This window comes from Mesobacillus maritimus (genome assembly GCF_044803185.1).
GTDB classification, from domain to species: domain Bacteria; phylum Bacillota; class Bacilli; order Bacillales; family Cytobacillaceae; genus Mesobacillus_B; species Mesobacillus_B maritimus_B.
The window spans coordinates 4,140,586-4,157,520 of sequence record NZ_CP085225.1; the positions used below are offsets into that span (position 1 = coordinate 4,140,586).

21 protein-coding genes and 1 riboswitch are annotated in these 16,935 nt (G+C 39.3%); of the genes, 6 read left to right on the forward strand and 15 right to left on the reverse strand.

What is annotated here, in order from left to right; all coding sequences use genetic code 11:
* Window positions 1–4: 4 nt before the first annotated feature.
* Genes gcvPB through gcvT form a run of 3 tightly spaced genes read right to left on the reverse strand, consistent with a single transcriptional unit; the run spans window position 5 to window position 3,929 of the window.
* Window positions 5–1,465, reverse strand: a complete 1,461-nt coding sequence (gene gcvPB, locus LG336_RS20085) for an aminomethyl-transferring glycine dehydrogenase subunit GcvPB (protein ID WP_404329255.1) — start codon at window positions 1,463–1,465, stop codon at window positions 5–7.
* The gene (gcvPA, locus tag LG336_RS20090; protein WP_404329256.1) at window positions 1,458–2,804 is read right to left on the reverse strand and encodes an aminomethyl-transferring glycine dehydrogenase subunit GcvPA; all 1,347 of its coding nucleotides are present in this window, start codon (window positions 2,802–2,804) and stop codon (window positions 1,458–1,460) included. The genes gcvPB and gcvPA overlap by 8 nt, the downstream gene beginning before the upstream one ends.
* 21 nt (window positions 2,805–2,825) lie before the next feature.
* Window positions 2,826–3,929, reverse strand: coding sequence for a glycine cleavage system aminomethyltransferase GcvT (gcvT, locus tag LG336_RS20095; RefSeq protein ID WP_404329257.1), 1,104 nt, complete (start codon window positions 3,927–3,929; stop codon window positions 2,826–2,828).
* Between the two features lie 189 nt (window positions 3,930–4,118).
* A riboswitch (glycine riboswitch) is annotated at window positions 4,119–4,206 on the reverse strand.
* Between the two features lie 170 nt (window positions 4,207–4,376).
* Here gcvT and LG336_RS20100 point away from each other — a divergent pair.
* Both LG336_RS20100 and LG336_RS20105 read left to right on the forward strand, forming a co-directional pair.
* A complete protein-coding gene (locus LG336_RS20100; RefSeq protein WP_404329258.1) occupies window positions 4,377–6,065 on the forward strand; it encodes a DEAD/DEAH box helicase in 1,689 nt (562 codons plus the stop codon).
* Window positions 6,043–6,837, forward strand: coding sequence for a YqhG family protein (locus tag LG336_RS20105; protein WP_404329259.1), 795 nt, complete (start codon window positions 6,043–6,045; stop codon window positions 6,835–6,837). The genes LG336_RS20100 and LG336_RS20105 overlap by 23 nt, the downstream gene beginning before the upstream one ends.
* A 36-nt stretch (window positions 6,838–6,873) precedes the next feature.
* Here LG336_RS20105 and LG336_RS20110 read toward each other — a convergent pair whose 3' ends face one another.
* From LG336_RS20110 to comGA, 8 genes are all read right to left on the reverse strand, one after another.
* A complete protein-coding gene (locus tag LG336_RS20110; RefSeq protein WP_404333237.1) occupies window positions 6,874–7,056 on the reverse strand; it encodes a YqzE family protein in 183 nt (60 codons plus the stop codon).
* A gap of 72 nt (window positions 7,057–7,128) precedes the next feature.
* Window positions 7,129–7,503, reverse strand: a complete 375-nt coding sequence (gene comGG / locus LG336_RS20115) for a competence type IV pilus minor pilin ComGG (protein WP_404329260.1) — start codon at window positions 7,501–7,503, stop codon at window positions 7,129–7,131.
* A 3-nt stretch (window positions 7,504–7,506) separates the two neighbouring features.
* Window positions 7,507–7,974 carry a competence type IV pilus minor pilin ComGF gene (gene comGF, locus LG336_RS20120; protein WP_404329261.1) on the reverse strand — a complete coding sequence of 156 codons (468 nt, stop codon included), beginning with the start codon at window positions 7,972–7,974 and terminating at the stop codon, window positions 7,507–7,509.
* Window positions 7,928–8,266, reverse strand: a complete 339-nt coding sequence (locus LG336_RS20125; RefSeq protein ID WP_404329262.1) for a phosphatase — start codon at window positions 8,264–8,266, stop codon at window positions 7,928–7,930. Before LG336_RS20125 ends, comGF begins: the two co-directional genes overlap by 47 nt.
* On the reverse strand, window positions 8,250–8,690 hold the full coding sequence (gene comGD / locus LG336_RS20130; protein WP_404333238.1) for a competence type IV pilus minor pilin ComGD: 441 nt from the start codon (window positions 8,688–8,690) through the stop codon (window positions 8,250–8,252). Before comGD ends, LG336_RS20125 begins: the two co-directional genes overlap by 17 nt.
* Window positions 8,690–9,010, reverse strand: coding sequence for a competence type IV pilus major pilin ComGC (comGC, locus tag LG336_RS20135; RefSeq protein ID WP_404329263.1), 321 nt, complete (start codon window positions 9,008–9,010; stop codon window positions 8,690–8,692). Before comGC ends, comGD begins: the two co-directional genes overlap by 1 nt.
* A gap of 23 nt (window positions 9,011–9,033) precedes the next feature.
* Entirely contained in the window at window positions 9,034–10,068 is a 1,035-nt protein-coding gene (gene comGB, locus LG336_RS20140) for a competence type IV pilus assembly protein ComGB (RefSeq protein WP_404329264.1), read from the reverse strand.
* Window positions 10,052–11,134 (reverse strand): competence type IV pilus ATPase ComGA, encoded by a 1,083-nt coding sequence (comGA, locus tag LG336_RS20145; protein ID WP_404329265.1) that lies wholly within the window; start codon window positions 11,132–11,134, stop codon window positions 10,052–10,054. The genes comGB and comGA overlap by 17 nt, the downstream gene beginning before the upstream one ends.
* Before the next feature lie 247 nt (window positions 11,135–11,381).
* Between comGA and LG336_RS20150 the strand changes: the two genes are divergently transcribed.
* Both LG336_RS20150 and LG336_RS20155 read left to right on the forward strand, forming a co-directional pair.
* Window positions 11,382–12,083 (forward strand): helix-turn-helix transcriptional regulator, encoded by a 702-nt coding sequence (locus LG336_RS20150; protein ID WP_404329266.1) that lies wholly within the window; start codon window positions 11,382–11,384, stop codon window positions 12,081–12,083.
* An 81-nt stretch (window positions 12,084–12,164) separates the two neighbouring features.
* Window positions 12,165–12,407: a DUF2626 domain-containing protein gene (locus LG336_RS20155; protein WP_404329267.1), complete on the forward strand. Its 243-nt coding sequence runs from the start codon at window positions 12,165–12,167 to the stop codon at window positions 12,405–12,407.
* A gap of 59 nt (window positions 12,408–12,466) precedes the next feature.
* On the opposite strand, the gene LG336_RS20160 is transcribed toward LG336_RS20155, so the two are convergent.
* Together LG336_RS20160 and LG336_RS20165 are read right to left on the reverse strand one after the other, a co-directional pair.
* The gene (locus tag LG336_RS20160; RefSeq protein ID WP_404329268.1) at window positions 12,467–13,546 is read right to left on the reverse strand and encodes a class I SAM-dependent methyltransferase; all 1,080 of its coding nucleotides are present in this window, start codon (window positions 13,544–13,546) and stop codon (window positions 12,467–12,469) included.
* Between the two features lie 241 nt (window positions 13,547–13,787).
* The gene (locus LG336_RS20165; RefSeq protein WP_404329269.1) at window positions 13,788–14,423 is read right to left on the reverse strand and encodes an MBL fold metallo-hydrolase; all 636 of its coding nucleotides are present in this window, start codon (window positions 14,421–14,423) and stop codon (window positions 13,788–13,790) included.
* Window positions 14,424–14,597: 174 nt separating this feature from the next.
* On the opposite strand from LG336_RS20165, the gene LG336_RS20170 reads away from it, so the two are divergent.
* On the forward strand, window positions 14,598–15,074 hold the full coding sequence (locus LG336_RS20170; protein WP_404329270.1) for a hypothetical protein: 477 nt from the start codon (window positions 14,598–14,600) through the stop codon (window positions 15,072–15,074).
* Between the two features lie 101 nt (window positions 15,075–15,175).
* A complete protein-coding gene (locus LG336_RS20175; protein WP_404329271.1) occupies window positions 15,176–15,349 on the forward strand; it encodes a DUF2759 domain-containing protein in 174 nt (57 codons plus the stop codon).
* Between the two features lie 44 nt (window positions 15,350–15,393).
* Here LG336_RS20175 and LG336_RS20180 read toward each other — a convergent pair whose 3' ends face one another.
* Together LG336_RS20180 and LG336_RS20185 are read right to left on the reverse strand one after the other, a co-directional pair.
* Complete coding sequence (locus LG336_RS20180) at window positions 15,394–15,705, reverse strand: MTH1187 family thiamine-binding protein (RefSeq protein WP_404329272.1); 312 nt, start codon at window positions 15,703–15,705, stop codon at window positions 15,394–15,396.
* A 29-nt stretch (window positions 15,706–15,734) separates the two neighbouring features.
* Window positions 15,735–16,703 carry a hypothetical protein gene (locus LG336_RS20185; RefSeq protein ID WP_404329273.1) on the reverse strand — a complete coding sequence of 323 codons (969 nt, stop codon included), beginning with the start codon at window positions 16,701–16,703 and terminating at the stop codon, window positions 15,735–15,737.
* Between the last annotated feature and the right edge of the window lie 232 nt (window positions 16,704–16,935).

Genomic DNA, 16,935 nt, shown 5'->3' on the forward strand with positions numbered 1-16,935 from the left:
TTTGTTAAGCTTTTTGGTAGCGAAGGATAGGCTTCCTTGCTGCGGTTGCCTCATCTACTCTTCCAATCACTGTTGTATGTGGTGCTTCTTGAACAATCTCCGGATTTTCCTCTGCTTCCTTAGCAATTTGGATCATTGCATCGATAAATTCATCAAGCGTTTCCTTCGATTCTGTTTCGGTTGGTTCTACCATTATACATTCCTCTACATTTAATGGGAAGTAAATGGTTGGTGGATGGTAACCGAAATCAAGTAGTCGCTTAGCGATGTCAAGAGTCCTTACCCCCAGCTTTTTCTGACGCTTACCACTTAAAACAAACTCATGCTTACAGTGTTTATCAAACGGAAGGTCATAATATTCCGCTAGTCTCCTCATCATGTAATTCGCATTTAATACGGCATTTTCAGTGACGGCTTTTAAACCATCAGGACCCATGCTCCGAATATACGTATAAGCACGAACATTGATTCCAAAGTTCCCATAAAAAGGCTTTACGCGACCAATTGACTGTGGGCGATCATAATCAAAAATATAACTCTCCCCGCGTTTAGTCACAATTGGTTTTGGTAGGAATGGGATTAGATCATTTTTAACACCTACAGGACCTGAACCTGGGCCACCACCGCCATGGGGACCAGTAAAGGTTTTATGCAGATTTAAATGCACTACATCAAATCCCATATCTCCTGGACGCGCTTTCGATAATACTGCATTTAGATTAGCTCCATCGTAATAGAGCTTGCCACCAGCACCATGAACAATTTCAGCCATTTCAACAATATTTTCTTCAAAAAGACCAAGTGTGTTCGGGTTCGTTAACATCAACGCAGCGGTATCTGATCCAACAACTCTTCTTAAATCGTCTAAATCAACCAGACCTTGCGCGTTTGATTTCACCGTGATGGTATCAAATCCGGCAACAGTTGCTGAAGCAGGATTAGTCCCATGCGCAGAGTCAGGAACGATTACCTTTGTCCGCCCACTATCGCCATTCGCTTCATGGAATGCTCGAATCATCATTAATCCAGTCCATTCCCCATGTGCACCAGCAGCTGGCTGTAAAGTGACTTCGTCCATCCCAGTAATCTCAATAAGATGCTGCTGAAGATCATACATTAATTCTAACGCACCCTGAACAGAGCTCTCATCTTGAAGTGGATGGATATGAGCAAATCCGTTAAAACGGGCCACATTTTCATTAATTTTAGGATTATATTTCATCGTACATGAACCAAGTGGATAAAATCCTGAGTCGACTCCATGGTTCCGCTTCGACAAAGCGGTATAATGGCGCATAATATCAAGCTCAGATACCTCAGGAAGTTCCGCTTTTTCCTCGCGCAGGTATCCTTCAGGAAGTAATTCTGCTATATCGATTTCCGGTACATCCATTTCGGGCAGGCTATAGCCAATTCGGCCTGGGCTACTAACTTCAAAAATGAGCGGCATATCTTCCTTATGCATGGCAATCCCCCAATTCTTGCACTAATGTATCAATTTCTTCCTTTGTCCTTTGCTCGGTAACCGCAATAAGCATATGCTGGTCTAGCTCAGGGTAATCCCTGCCTAAATCGTATCCACCGATAATTCCCTTTGATAAAAGTTGCTCATTAATCGCTTTTACCGGTTTGTTCAATTTCACGATAAACTCATTAAAAGAAGATCCCTCAAACACAACATCAAATCCATTTTCTTTAAAAGCCTTTTTTGCATAATGAGCTTTCTGGATATTGGCAACCGCCATTTCTTTTACCCCATTCTTCCCAAGTGCTGTCATGGCTACCGATGCTGCAAGCGCATTTAGTGCTTGGTTCGAACAGATATTAGATGTTGCTTTGTCTCGACGAATATGCTGTTCACGTGCTTGTAGAGTTAAAACAAAACCGCGGCGACCTTGGTCATCCTTTGACTGACCCACAAGGCGGCCAGGCGTTTTCCGCATCAATTTTGAAGTCACAGCAAAGTATCCGCAATGTGGACCGCCAAATGCTGTTGGTATCCCAAATGGTTGGGCATCTCCAACTACAATATCAGCCCCAAATTTTCCAGGAGGAGTTAAAGCCCCAAGCGCCAACGGATTACTAGAAACGACAAACAAAGATTTATGTTCATGAGCAATTTTTTCCAACTCCACCATTGGTTCAATTCGTCCAAAGAAGTTTGGATATTGAACAATCACGGCTGCTACACTGCTATCGGCAAGTTCCGCAAGGGCCTCCAGGTCTGTTACCCCATCTTTATATGGAACTTCAACCACTTCAATATATTGACCCTTAGCATAGGTTTTAACGACTTCCTTTGCCTCGGGATGAACCGTTGCCGAAATCAGAACCTTTTTTCGCTTCGTCTGACCAGCACTAAGCATGGCTGCTTCAGCAAGAGCTGTTGGGCCATCATACATCGACGAATTCGCTACTTCCATTCCTGTTAACTCACAAATCATTGTCTGAAATTCAAAAATGGCTTGCAATTCTCCTTGAGAGATTTCAGGTTGATATGGAGTGTAGGCCGTATAGAATTCCGATCTTGAAATAACATGATCAACAATCACTGGCATATAGTGGTCATAAACACCTGCGCCAAGGAAAGAGGAATATGTTTTTAAATCAGCATTTTTCCCGGCCATGCGTGTAAGTTCCTTCATCAAGGCAGGCTCTGATTTGGCTTGCTTAATATTGTATTCACCTGAAAACCGTACTTTTTCTGGTATATCACTGAATAGTTCATCAATTGATTCGACACCAATGGTTTTAAGCATGGATTGCTTATCACTCTCAGTCAGCGGTAGATAACGATGCTTCATGCTACTTCCCCTCTCTATTCCTTACTTCTCTCTTTTATAAAATGGTGTTTGAACAACAACAGCTTTTAATTTTTTTCCACGGATTTCAACCTCTAATTCGGTTCCAACCGCTTTGTGCTCGACATCCAACAAGGCTAGACCCACATTCCGTTTAAGGGTTGGCGACTGAGTTCCTGTCGTTACATTCCCAATCTCCTTGCCATCCTTATAGACAGGATAACCGTGGCGCGGAATCCCACGATCAATCATTTCAATCCCTACAAGATTCCTTTTTAAGCCCGTTTCTTTCTGTTTAATTAAAGCGGCCTTCCCGATAAAATCTACTTCCTTGTTTAGCTTAACGGCAAACCCAATCCCTGCCTCTAACGGGGAAATCTCTGGCGAAAGTTCTTGACCATATAGCGCAAGGTTCGCCTCAAAGCGAAGGGTGTCTCTAGCTCCTAGCCCACAAGGACGAATTCCCTCAGGTTGGCCAACTTCTAAAATCTCTTTCCATAGACTAACCGCATCGTCTGGTTTGCAGTATATTTCAAAACCATCTTCTCCTGTATACCCAGTTCTCGAGATTAACGCGGTTTTTCCATTTAATTGAACTGCTTTATGAAATTTAAAAAAGCCAATATTCTTAAGGTCAAAATCATCAGTTAATTTTTGTAAAATAGTTTCAGCAACCGGGCCTTGGATGGCAAGTTGAGCTATATCTTCAGAAATGTTAGTTAATTCCACATCTCCTTCTAGATGTTCCTCAAGCCATTTAAAGTCCTTTTCAATATTGGACGCATTAACCACCAGTAGATAATGATTCTCCTCCAACTTATAGATGATCAAATCATCGATCGTACCACCATTTTCATAACACATCGCTGTATACTGTGCACCGTGAATTTTCATCTTTGAAACATCGTTTGTCATCATTTTTTGAAGAAAGGCTAAGCTATCTTTTCCTTTAAGTTCAAACTCGCCCATATGAGAAACGTCAAAAAGACCCGCCTTCGTTCGTACAGCCTCATGTTCTTCCTTAATGCTTGAGAAATGTACTGGAAGCTCCCATCCACCAAAATCCACGGTTTTTCCTCCATATTCCTTATAGACAGGAAAGAGTGGAGTTCGTTTTAAATCCCCCATGTATTTACCCCCTTCAAATAGACTGGCTTTCGCTGATAGTTTTCATTAGCTTCCTCAAACCAATTAAACAAAAAAGGACAGAGTACCCCCTTTTTAAAAAAGAAGGTCTCTGTCCTTTCACCTGAAAGTTTACCTTTTACAAGGCTTTCCCCTTTGGTGGCTCCCTTGTGGGAACACTCTCCAGAGCTGCGTCAAACAAGTGTTCTTTTGCCTGAGAGATTCACATTTCTGCTTGCTCCTTCGGCGCTACTATCGTAGTCTCTCCCCTTGTCATCATCCGCTATTATAAAATTCTCATTGTGAGGGCATGCTATAAGATAAACACCAATTATCAGCTATTTCCATTTTACTATTGTAGTAAATTTCAAAACATTCAAATCTACTCCCATCCTACCATTATTAAGCTAGTTTCGGCAATATATTTTATCTTTTAAAGGAGTGGACAATTTGACGGTTCAAATTACCTTTGATTCCTCGTGGCAGGATGAACTCATAAACAGAATCACAAATGACGGTCCTTGGGGGAACTGGGAGCTTTATAAGCTTGCGAATGAGGTTGAAAAACATACGCTCATTCCGCAATTTGAAGGCTTACAGGCCCCCAAGCACCTTTCACAACTGACCCCTTTACCCCATCAACTTGAAGTAGCAAAACAAGTCGTTGAAAATATGAATGGGAAAGCGATTCTAGCGGACGAAGTTGGACTTGGTAAAACCATTGAGGCCGGTCTCGTTTTAAAGGAATACATGATTCGAGGTCTTGTAAAAAAAGCACTGATTCTTGTACCCGCTTCTCTGGTTTCTCAATGGGAGATGGAACTAAACACGAAATTTTTCATTCCCGCGGTTGCTCAGAGAAAGAGTTATGTGTGGGAACAATGTGACGTTGTTGTCTCATCCATTGACACAGCTAAGCGGAATCCGCATCGTGATATTATTTTTCAACAAAGCTATGATATGGTCATCATTGATGAGGCCCATAAGTTAAAAAACAGCAAAACTAAAAACTATGAATTTGTCCAAAGCTTAAAGAAGAAATTTTGCCTTTTGCTTACAGCTACCCCCATTCAGAATCGGGTATCTGAAATTTTCAACCTCGTTAGCTTATTGAAGCCGGGCCACTTAGGAAGTGAATCAGCCTTTTATGGAAAATATAAAAAAGATGCACGTTCAATTGATGATGATAAGCATTTACGGGAACTCGTAAACAAAGTAATGATTCGTAACAGGCGTGAAGATACGGGGATAGAATGGACAAAACGCCATGTAGAAACCATCCCCATTAAATTTACAAATGAAGAGCAGGAATTATACGATAGTATTCATTTGCTTAAGGACAATTCAAACGGTACGGTTTCAAGTCCGTTTTCAGTCATGACCTTACAACGAGAAGCCTGCAGCAGTAGAGAGGCCGTTTACTACACATTAAAAAATATGTTAAAACGTCAAGAAACTCCATCTGCTCTATTTGAACAGAAGGTCGCCTCGATAATAAAAAAAGTAGAGGCGGTAACTTCAAACTCAAAAGCTGAAAAGACGTTGGAATTAATTAAAAAAATTAATGATAAGGTCATTGTTTTTACCGAGTATAGAGCCACGCAATTGTACCTGCAATGGTTCTTGCAGCAGCATGGAATTTCTTCGGTTCCTTTTAGAGGGGGCTTTAAACGAGGGAAAAAAGACTGGATGAGAGAGCTGTTTGAGAAGAAGGCACAGGTCTTGATTGCCACTGAAGCTGGCGGAGAAGGGATTAACCTTCAATTCTGTAACCATATCATTAATTTTGATTTACCTTGGAATCCTATGCGACTTGAACAAAGGATAGGTCGTATTCATCGACTTGGACAAGAAAAAGATGTGATGATTTACAATTTCGCCATTAAAGATACTGTTGAAGATCATATCCTCAAGCTTCTATATGAAAAAATCAATCTTTTCGAAAAGGTCATTGGGGATTTGGACGATATTCTAACCAAACTCGACTTTGGAAAAGTTGAAGATCATCTTGTAGATATTTTCAGTCAATCTTCCTCTGAAGGGGAAATGAAGATTAAGATGGAAAATTTCACCTCGATGATACAGTTTGCCGAAGAAATGAGAGAAGGGGATGGACATGCAGCAACAGGAAATTCATGATTTTCTTCTAAGGTACTTTCAGGCTAATAACTGTGAACTAGTAGATACAAGTCCTAGTTACATGACCGTTCAGTTAACAGAGGAAATGGATAAAGAACTAATGAACCGGCCTTTTTACTGGCACTATTTAGAAAAGACTGGCGGGGTTCCAAACCCCATGAAACTTACATTGATAACTAATCAACAGCAAGTTCCTAACGACCTTAAAGGGGAGAATATTCATTTCGGTTCCCCAAGGTTACATCAGATTTTCTCGTCGACAAAGGAACTTGCCGGCTACATTCGGTTATATGAGAATTACCAGGGAGCTCCTGGGAGGCAGACTCCACTGCTCCCTTGGTTATGTTTAAATACAAAAATTTCATACCAATGTGACCGAAAACGTGATGTATACCAATCCATCGGGCTTCAGTTAATTAATGGGCGAATGGTTACCGAGTTTCACGATCGTCTATTACAAATACCATTGACCCCAAAAATACCAGACTATGCTTTTACTCTCTCACCCATTATCATGCCAAAGAGCGGTGTAACGAGGATTGAAAACCTCATTCGAGCCAACCTTAGCGAAGAGGATCACACTTGGGCAGAGGAAGCAAGAAAACGATGGAACAAAGACCTGCAGTTATTAGAGCATTTTTACAAGGATGTAGTGGAAGATACCGAAAGCTATGAAATTGAAAAACAAGCACTACGAGAGCAGTTTGAACCAAAAATCAATATTTCTGTTATTAACGGCGGAATCTTTTACCTAACAGATCAAGCAATCTGAACGAAAGAAAAAAACCCGGCTAAGCCGGGTTTCCATTTAATGTTTACGACGCTTTAACAATAGCATAAATGCATAAGGGATAATTCCGAACCAACGGAATATAAACGGAGATTTCTCCGATTTCTTCTCTACCTTAATCTTGACTCGTTCTTCCTTTGGCTGTTCAGCATATTTTACAACAGTCTGCGTTAAATACTTAACATAATCATTTGTTTTCATATTTGACACCTACCTTCTCACCTTACAAGTCTTTCCCAAATCCCTCCATTTAAACCCGCTACAGAGCGGCGATTAATTTTTCTCAACCCATTTTACTATTTTTTTCTTCCCCTGATCATATTGAGCCATCCCAATCCATTGTTCACCTGTATCCAACATCAGAGTAAAGGTTACCTCCTCCACTCCCTGGCGTAAAATTCTACGGCTGAATCTTACCTCTCCATCTCGATACTCAAACTTCCCTGTCTGCTCAAGTTCCTCTGTGTTTAAAAGCTGTTCGGCCTCTACTACTGCAGCTTGGATATAATATTCAACCAATAAAATCTTCTCCGTCTCATTGAAAAATCTCCTCTCCATAACATTTTGTTCAACCAGAATCAAAAGAAACAGACTAAAGAAGACCAATACACTAAGTGACAAAGGGTAAGTAAAGCCTTGTTCTCCCACTTGTCACTTCACCTCCAGACTGATAAACGACCTAATAGTAGCACTATACTCAATTTGCTCGAGGTCTTGAACGTAAATACTAAAGCCACCAGTAGTTTTTATAAACCTTACAGAAGCAACATTTTGCAATAGCGTCTCATGTCCCGTGTAGTTAACTCTCCTTCTCAAATTTGACCCATATTTTTCGTATAAAATCGTATCGCCATTTTTTTGGAGGAGCAACTTATCACCTAAAACCGTAACTTGACTTGATAATCTAGTTTCTTTTTTTACTTGGCTGAGAAATACTTCCCACTCAAGCCTTTGATTTCTCTGGTCAAGGTACTTATGAGAAGCTACCGTCTGAATGGCAAGCGGAAAAAACGAGGCAAGCATGCAAAAAGCCATAAAGGCAATGAGCATTTCCACTAAAGTAAAACCTTTCTCATTCTGTAAAGGCACATTTTGATCGTTTCTCGGAAAAATAACCATTATACTCGACGCACACCTCCATCACTGATTCAGATTCGTGATGAACGATCTTATAATTAAAAACCGCTCCATTCTTCTCAACGGTATCTATTCCTGTTGGTGGAGTCCCCAACTTAATTTCTTGCAAGCGCTCGTAGAGTAAATGTAAAGCATCTGTTCCATGACGAAGGTCGATAGACTGACCAATCAGGTATATGGCAAGCGGAAGCAAAATAGTTGTTGCGATTAACCATGCCGATAGAGACAAGAGTAGATCGGTGAGAAAAAAACCATCATTACTCTTCCACCACATAAAATCGCCCTCTCCCAATTAATAACGTCATCCTATACCGCCTGTTGCCAATTTCAATAAAAAACGAGCCGAATTTATTTGTATTTCCGTCTGCCATAAACTGAAAATACAACTTAAGACTCCCTTCCCTTACTTTAATCTCTGGAGAATAGGTTCTTTCAACCAGCACAGGGCCATTGAATCTTGTTCGAACATAGTAATAATTTGATTCTGGCATAATGTGTACAGTAACCTCCTCCTGATGGGCAATAGCATATTGTTGAGCAAAAAGCAGATCTGATCTAAGTTGCGAGAAGAATAATTGGCTTTGAAGAAAATGATGAGTAGGTTTTAAGAGAAGAAAAGAAGAAAATGACATAATCAGAAACGCAGATAGGACAATGAGTGTTTCAATTAGTGTGAACCCATTGCTCTTAGGAGCCATTAATTTGGTGTTGTCGGTTCTACAGCTGTTACAACTCCTCCAGCTGTTAAGGTTATCTGCCGACCATCTGAACACGAAGTTTCACCAGATTTTAAGTACCCTGTGCTAACCAGTTCTTCAATTGAGGATGGGAGTCTTTTTTTATCAATATTAAAAGCTTGTACCTGCCCCTCAACCATTTTGACAAACGCATCGCAGCCCTTCGTATTTATTGTCGTGTTATGCTGGGTAATATTCGGAACCGTTATGATTAGAAGCACCGAAATAACCATTAAGACAATCATCATTTCAATTAAGGTAAACCCTTTTTCATTTTTCATGTAATCAACCCTTTTCATTAAGATTAAATTCCTTGGATAAGTTGAAACATTGGCAGTAATATAGCCAAATAAAGCGAGACAATAAGAATACCGATAACGCTAAACAACAATGGCTGGACAATTTTCATAGACCTTTCCGTTTTTTCCTCTAATTTCAAAAGACAATGTCGACTATAAAAAAACAATTCCTGATCTAGCTTTCCATTTTCTTGACCATGCTTAATAATTCGCCCCAACTCGTCCTCAAAAAAGGAGTAGGAAGATATCGCAATATCCAAATCCATTCCAGTAGAAAGACAAACCTTTATTTCTTGACCTAGTTCTACTGAAAATGGCTCATGGCTGTTTTTTTCAAAGACCAGTAAAGCGTCAATAACCGACATCCCTCCAGATAATAGATAGCTCAACTGAGTTGAAAAGTAATGAGAATAAAGCAGTTTGAAAAACATACCCATCCAAGGTATACGGATGAGCCTTTTCCTTTGATCTAGAATTCGATATTTTTTAAAAACCATTAAATAATAGATACCAGTAACAAACAGTAGGAGAAGGATAAAATAGAAAACGAGAGTGATAAATGTACCGAAGGTAATAATGATGCTACTAAAAAAGGTGGCCTCCACTTCCATGTTTTGATAAAGCGTCAAAAATCGTGGGAGCAATGCATTCTCTACAAAATAGAATAGAAATACTGTCAAAAAGACTAAAAAGACTGGATAACTTAATAAACTTTTCAACCTTTTATAGTCGGAGTCTCGTTTGAGAACCATTGTACTCCCTTCTATAATCGCATTAGCCAAGCCACCATGCTGTTCCGCAAAGTATACATAACTAACCAAATCCTTGTTAAAGTTTAAATCTGCCAAAACACGAAAAAACGGATATCCCTCTTTTAAGCTGGCAAGACACTCCCTTATCTCCAGCTTTTTCTTATTGTCTAAATAAAGTGAAATTGAATCTATTGCTTCTGCAATTGGATAGCCCCGCGATAATAAATCACCAACACGCTTTAAAAACTGGGCCTGCTCCTGCACAGGCCATTTAACTTTCTGATTCATCCATAATCCACCTCTTAAACTCTTCCTCCTTAATAAATCCTAGTGCAATCCCCTTCCTCAAGGCATCCCTTAACGTTTGATACTGAATCTTTTCCTTCATCCCCTTCGATTCTCTCAGTACAGCATTTAATGAACTACCACTCAAAATTTCAAATATACTCCCCCTTTTTCCACGACCTGCTGAATAGCAATAGGGTGGACATTCACTTTCACAATAAGGGCATACTAGCTCCACTAAGCGCTGTGCGGTTACGGCAATTAAGGTCTGTTCAATTTCTAACCAGTTAATTCCGAATTCTAGAAGACGATAAATCGCTCCCTTTGCATCTCGAGTATGCATCGTTGTCAATACAAGATGACCGGTTAGTGCCGCGCGCACAGCAATTTCTGCTGTTTCTTGGTCACGGATTTCTCCAACCATAATAATATCCGGGTCATGACGAAGAATGGCTTTTAATCCGGAACCATAAGAGATTCCAGCCTTTTCGTTCACCTGAATTTGGAGCATGTTATCGCTCTGCATTTCAATGGGGTCTTCAAGCGTTATGACATGTCTGTTGATGACCTGTGAGGCTTCTGAAAGAAGAGAATACAAAGTGGTTGACTTTCCACTTCCGGTTGGACCGGTGAGGATAACCAATCCATGGGCATGCTTCATAAGAGAAATGAGTTTATTTGATGTGTCTGGGAATAGAGAAAGTTTGTAAAAGGGAATTTGGTTTTGCTGGGGTAGTAAGCGGATGACCATACTTTCAAGTTTGGCTGCAGGAAGGGTTGAAATTCTTAGACCAACCTCAATACCTTGATAACAGTAGGAGTGCGCTCCACTTTGCGGACGCCTTTTATCGCCAATATCCATGGAAGAAATAAATTTAAAATGCGATATGAGTCGTTCGCATACGTCCTTTTCGAGATGATACCTTTGCAGGAGTTGGTTGCCGAGGCGTAACTTTATTACCGTATTTTTCCCTAAAGGGATGATATGGATGTCAGAAGCGCCTTTTTGCAATGCATCTGTCAAAATTCGATTTGCTAATGCTTGAATAGATTGTTCAATTTTAAACACCTCCTATTTTTTATAAGGATATGAATTCTGCAATTCCTGGCCCTTTCCTTCAACCCTTTTCAAAAATATATGTATAAATTGTGACAGTCACATAGAGCCTAGCAAACTAGTTTTCTTCGTTCATGAATTCGCCATTTAGTTGTGAACATTTTCTAAACATATAGTGTAAACAGTGTTAACCCGATTACAAAAGACTTCCAGCTGTATTATAATAAAAGAAAAATTCAGCAGTATGAGGTGAAGCAGAGTGGAACAAACATTAAAAATAACAAGTGTTTTATCTGATCCCACGCGCTACTATATTTATCAATACATTACGAAACGTCATAAAGATGTGACCGTGCAAGAAATTGCCGATAATTTTGAAATACACCCAAATGTTGCGAGACTTCATTTATCAAAATTAGAAGATGTTAACATGCTTGTATCTGAAACAAAGAAAACTGGGAAAGGCGGTCGACCTAGCAGGCTTTACCGTTTGTCTGAGGACGTTATCCAGTTGAATTTCCCATACCGCGATTACCAATTACTCTCGAAAATCGCCATGATTACGATGATGTCTTTAGGGGAAGAAGGAAAGAAGGCGTTATACCTTACAGGCAAGCGACTAGGCACAGAGTTAATTGAGCAAGAGATGGCAGGACATCATCAACATGTGGAATACCTAACATTTGAGCAAAAGTTAAATATCGTTAAGGGGGCAGCTACTATCGCTGGTTTTTACCCAGAATTTGAATCGAATGAAGAGCAAACCAAAATATTCTTCCAAATTTTTAACTGCCCGTTCAAGGAAGTCGCAATGGAGCATCCGGAGACAGTCTGTAATATGCACGTAGAGTTTTTACGAGGCATGTTTGAATCACTATTCGGAGATATTGAATTGATTGAAAAAGAGAACCTTATTGCTGGTTGTGAATCCTGCACATACCAGGCTTTAGTAACCGTTTAAACAATGCTTATTTACTTTTCCCTCCTCTTTACTTTATAATTGGAATGTGATGGACTTGATTGGTAAAAAGGAGGGGTGGCTATGGATCGGATGTACAGAGTTTTAGGATTCTGGACAGGTATTTTCGCAGTCATGTTTTTAGTAGGGGATATGTATACAGCATCCTTGCTTTTCTTTGGGCAAACTGGGTTTTTCTTGCTTTTAAGTTATTTAAAATTATCCGAACGTATGTATATTTACATATTCGGAGCGTACTTAACGATTTTCTTTGCAGGATTTACTTACTACACCACATTCTTAATGGTACCTGGTGCAGGACATTAATGCCCAAGCTGCACTAAAAAGCGATGGAATTTTCCATCGCTTTTTTCAATGCGCCTAAACTATTCTCTTTTGCTTGAATCACAGCCTTTTTCCTGAATGATGACGTGAAAGGCGCTACTCATGCCCCCAGGTAAAATAAGACTTTTTATTGCTCTATTAAGTTTACTTTGTTCTGAAAAAGGATTTGGGTCATAGCTGTCAGCTAACTCATCAAGGATCCCCGCTGATAGTAAAAATTCATCCTGTCTTTGTTTCGCTTTAAACCTTAAGCCATTTTCTTCCCCAGAACGAATGAGCGCATCAAAATGAACATGGCTGGTAATATCCATCATCCCAGGAAACTGTAAAACATCTTCATACATTTGTTGACGATAATATCCTCTTAGGCTCCCATTTTTCCTTTCCGGATGTTGCCACTCTTCTTTCGTGTAACCATAATCGACGCTAATAACGATTCCACAAGTAAGTCGTTCACTAATCGATTTCACCATTTCTTCCATTTCTAATGGAATTTCAATCCGCTGTTCTTCATTTAAGGAGACGCCATGTTGATCAATAAATCTCAAAATCTCCATGTTCTCAAGAGGCACGAGGACTTCCTTGAGTCCATGCTCACTTGAAGTAATCATCACCTCGTATAATTCGCCCCCCTTCTTTTCAATAACATGTACGGGAAGGGCATCAAAAAGTTCGTTAGAAAAGATTAAGCCTGTAAAATTTCGGAGCTGGCTTATGTTTTGGTACTGTGTAAAATTATTAAAACCAACTAGCGTTTCTGCCTGTAATTGTTGATGATACGGACTTGATTCAACTAGAAAATACGTTAACGGAACGGAAGTATACTGCCCCCAGCCTTCCAAGAACGCCTTTGCAAACCGGCCTGTTCCACCGCCAATTTCGCAAATTGCTGCAGGAAGATGATATTTTAAATGGTTTTCAGCGTACCACTTCGCTATGATTTTCCCGTATATATGTGAAACATTGCTGGTTGTGATAAAATCTCCTGATCGCCCTATTTTTATATCATTTTTCATGTAATAGCCTTTTTCAGGGTGATAAAGGGCAGCTCTTATAAACTCTGCATAGGTAATCCTTTTATTTGCACTGTTATGAATCATTTCCTCAATGTAGGTATTCATAGTTTCTCCTTGGTCGTTTACACTATTGACGTAGTGGTTTCATTATTGTATTCTACAATTAGTAACAAAGAAATAACCTTCCCTTATTTTAAAACAGCAAAATCCCTAAAAAACCCTTCTTGCCCGAAGGGTTTTTTATTTTTGCTTGTTAAACGTGGTTGTTGATTTCCGCTCCAGGTACTTCGCTTCAATCAACGGTATATGAAACCAACAGTGTACTTTTTTAAAGCAGCCTATTTTTTTAAAATCCATTTAAAAACGGATTGGAGTCCATTTCTTGACCAATTGTTGTGGCGGGTCCATGGCCTGGTAGAACCACGGTTTCTTCAGGGAGCACGAGTAGCTTCTTATGGATGCTTTCCAATAACTGATTATGGTTTCCTCCCGGAAGATCTGTTCGTCCAATACTAGCTTGGAATAAAGCATCTCCAGAGGCAACTATTCCAGCCTGTTTAAAGTAAAAGGATATGCTTCCAGGAGAATGTCCCGGAGTCTCAAATACTTCAAAGGAAAAACCTTCAAATTCCATAGTCTTTTCATTCGATATAATATGGTCAGCTTCCTTCGCAATGATCTTTTGGCCTGGTAAAAAGAACTGTGAACCATTTAGTGATGGGTCTGAAAGCCAAGTTTCTTCTTTCTTGTGAATATACACTGGGATTTCGTATTTTTCCCTAATTGCATCGACAGCTCCAATATGATCAAAATGAGCATGGGTCAATAAAATGGCTTTAGGATAAAGCTTTTTACTACTTATGTATTGAATGATTTTATTAGGCTCTTCCCCTGGGTCAATAATTAAACTACTACCATCCTTTTGTGATAGGATATAGCAGTTTGTTTGTAAAGGTCCGAGCGGTAATGGGAACCAGTTCATTCATTGCACCTCCATAGTTGATTTTCTCACTATTTCTATTTTACACTATTACTAGCTTATATTTAAGTAGGATAAGAAAAGGACGGAGCTGGTTTGCTAGTAAATAGCCTTGCGCGCCAGACAATTCTCTAAGTTCTCTTATACATTTCTTTCTAAAAAGGAGGATTTCCCGCCATGGACTTTGCTTATGGTGTTGAGGTTAACCCTCTTATTACGGATATTCCAGAGTTTGCATCTTTGTTAAGCTACAATTTAAAGCTTATCGAAACTTTAGACTGTACATATATCTACGAAGATGAAAACGACGCAAACAGTGCTATGTCATTACTAAAAGAAGCTGAACTTTTTGAAGCCTTACACCCTCTTATCGTACTCGAGAGTGGATTCATAGGCGATTGTTTTTTCGACAACGGTTTTAAAGGCCAAACAAGGACATACTTATATAAAGAACTACTGACAGCCTTTTTTCTAACAGGGGAAAATCAGCAATTGGAAATGGCTAAAATTCAGGTTGATGAACATCTCGTTTACAAAACCAGTAAAGGCCATTCTGAAGTGTTCTTTGTTGAACAACAGTTTTCCACCTTAATGGCAGGGATTGCAGCAGCATATAATTGTAGGCTCAGCTTTTTAGACCTCGACAAATGGTAGAAAAAGCTATAAAATAGTATCGAATATAAGGTAGAGTCTACATAAGGCCTATGCCTACATCGTTAATGATGCTTATTAACTATATTTAAAGGGGGATATGTATGGGACTGGTTATTATTTTTTCATTAGTAACAATTTTGGCTGCATACGGAACTTTTTCAGCTTTGAAAAACAAGAATCTACTCGGGATCGTTTTTGGTGGAGGTTCTCTTCTTGTGTTTGGTTGGTTTACAATTATGACAGTTATTCACAGTGGTTACCCTGTAGCCCATTAATTAAGATGATAAAAAGGGCCGCAAATAGCGCGGTCCTTTTTTCTTTATTCAAGTAAACTCCGTACCTTTTCAACCTTATCTTCCATTTTCCTTGAAACATCACGGCGGTCATCAATTCTTATGTTTGTACAAACCCGTAGAATCCCTTTAGAAAAAGGGGCCTCATGCATTTCCTGAATGACTTCAAATAGGATCGGAAGCTCCCCCTCAATAATCGTATTCATTGGAGTTAACTGAAATCGTATTTTCCCTTGTTTTTCATAATTGGTGAGAAGCTTCTGAATTTCCGCCACGTATGCACTTACACTAGGCGATTGAGTTCCTACTGGAATCACGGTTACATCTACAATTGCCATTTTATTTACTCTCTCCTTTTTTCCTTTTCCTATTGCTGAACCAAACTTATTATTTCCTTTTCAGTCAAATCAATTATCTTTTCAAATTGATAACCGTAAAGGCACAATGTCCCATTCGGGGAACAAGAAATCGGTTCATTCTCAAGCTGCTCTAACAGTTGCTTTCCTTTATTTTTTTCAAAAGAATACTCTGTGAGCACAAATCCTTCATCGTATAAATCTGCCTCTCCACTCCGAAGGGGTTGAAGATAAATTAATTTTTTCTCACGGTCAATGAAATCATAAAAGGGCACTAACCAACTTGAAAAAGCGGTTAAATGGGGAACCTCGAACTCTGAAGTCTTTACAAACTCTGTGTTCATAATACTATAAATCGACTGCATAGAATCTTGTTCGCCCGTAGAGATAGCCAATATATACTCCTTAGAGGAATCAACGTGATGTACAGAGGTCATTAAGGTATCTTCTTTTTCATTGTCTAAGTTTCTTTTTTTTAGAGGAGCGTTGAGATTTGGAGCATTTTTGTCCCAATTTAAATAAAGCAGCTCACTTTCTTTCGGCCAAACAACAAATGGTTCCGGTAGGCTTACTTCCGTTAAGTTGTCTTCATGGATATTCAGAATATAGGTATTAAAGCTCCAATCCTCGTTAAATGCCGACACTAATACCTCTTCCTCATTTCCATGGTTCCATTCATAGGCTAATTCAAAAGAATCAATTTTGGTTTCTGAAAGAGTCTCACCGTTAATATCTTTAATGATAACCTCAGCTTGATAACTTGTTGGTGCTGTATGAATGAGTATTTTATCCCTCAACGGACTTATTTCTGTGCTAACTACCGGGTTATCACTTTGGAAAAACAATGAACTAACACCTGTTGTTAAATGATAAGTGTAAAGATTTGATCCTGTATTGAAATTCGTTATGTAAAGGATGGTGTCTTCTTTAAGCCATCCAGCAACTTCAGAGAAACTGCCCTCTACCTCCGATATTGGCATGACCTTTTCTCCAAAAAAAGAAACCCTGGGCTTTTCTTTTCTAAAGGGATTATGGCTTAAACCTTCATGTGGCTGGGAAATATGATTGTTCGAGCAGCCCACAACAATACCTGTGATAGCAAATAAGAAAGCAGAAAAAAAAAGGAATTTCGTTATTCTTTTCTTATTAAAATACCCAATCAAGTCTCCCCCACCTTTCTGTACATAAAACATTACGTATTGATTCAAAAAA

Coding starts and splice junctions, on each gene's coding strand:
- gcvPB (WP_404329255.1), bottom strand. CDS start 1,465: ATGCATAAGGAAGATATGCCGCTCATTTTTGAAGTTAGTAGCCCAGGC.
- gcvPA (WP_404329256.1), bottom strand. CDS start 2,804: ATGAAGCATCGTTATCTACCGCTGACTGAGAGTGATAAGCAATCCATG.
- gcvT (WP_404329257.1), bottom strand. CDS start 3,929: ATGGGGGATTTAAAACGAACTCCACTCTTTCCTGTCTATAAGGAATAT.
- LG336_RS20105 (WP_404329259.1), top strand. CDS start 6,043: ATGCAGCAACAGGAAATTCATGATTTTCTTCTAAGGTACTTTCAGGCT.
- LG336_RS20110 (WP_404333237.1), bottom strand. CDS start 7,056: ATGAAAACAAATGATTATGTTAAGTATTTAACGCAGACTGTTGTAAAA.
- comGF (WP_404329261.1), bottom strand. CDS start 7,974: ATGGTTATTTTTCCGAGAAACGATCAAAATGTGCCTTTACAGAATGAG.
- LG336_RS20125 (WP_404329262.1), bottom strand. CDS start 8,266: ATGTGGTGGAAGAGTAATGATGGTTTTTTTCTCACCGATCTACTCTTG.
- comGD (WP_404333238.1), bottom strand. CDS start 8,690: ATGGCTCCTAAGAGCAATGGGTTCACACTAATTGAAACACTCATTGTC.
- comGC (WP_404329263.1), bottom strand. CDS start 9,010: ATGAAAAATGAAAAAGGGTTTACCTTAATTGAAATGATGATTGTCTTA.
- comGB (WP_404329264.1), bottom strand. CDS start 10,068: ATGAATCAGAAAGTTAAATGGCCTGTGCAGGAGCAGGCCCAGTTTTTA.
- LG336_RS20155 (WP_404329267.1), top strand. CDS start 12,165: ATGGATCGGATGTACAGAGTTTTAGGATTCTGGACAGGTATTTTCGCA.
- LG336_RS20160 (WP_404329268.1), bottom strand. CDS start 13,546: ATGAATACCTACATTGAGGAAATGATTCATAACAGTGCAAATAAAAGG.
- LG336_RS20165 (WP_404329269.1), bottom strand. CDS start 14,423: ATGAACTGGTTCCCATTACCGCTCGGACCTTTACAAACAAACTGCTAT.
- LG336_RS20170 (WP_404329270.1), top strand. CDS start 14,598: ATGGACTTTGCTTATGGTGTTGAGGTTAACCCTCTTATTACGGATATT.
- LG336_RS20175 (WP_404329271.1), top strand. CDS start 15,176: ATGGGACTGGTTATTATTTTTTCATTAGTAACAATTTTGGCTGCATAC.
- LG336_RS20180 (WP_404329272.1), bottom strand. CDS start 15,705: ATGGCAATTGTAGATGTAACCGTGATTCCAGTAGGAACTCAATCGCCT.
- LG336_RS20185 (WP_404329273.1), bottom strand. CDS start 16,703: ATGCCAATATCGGAGGTAGAGGGCAGTTTCTCTGAAGTTGCTGGATGG.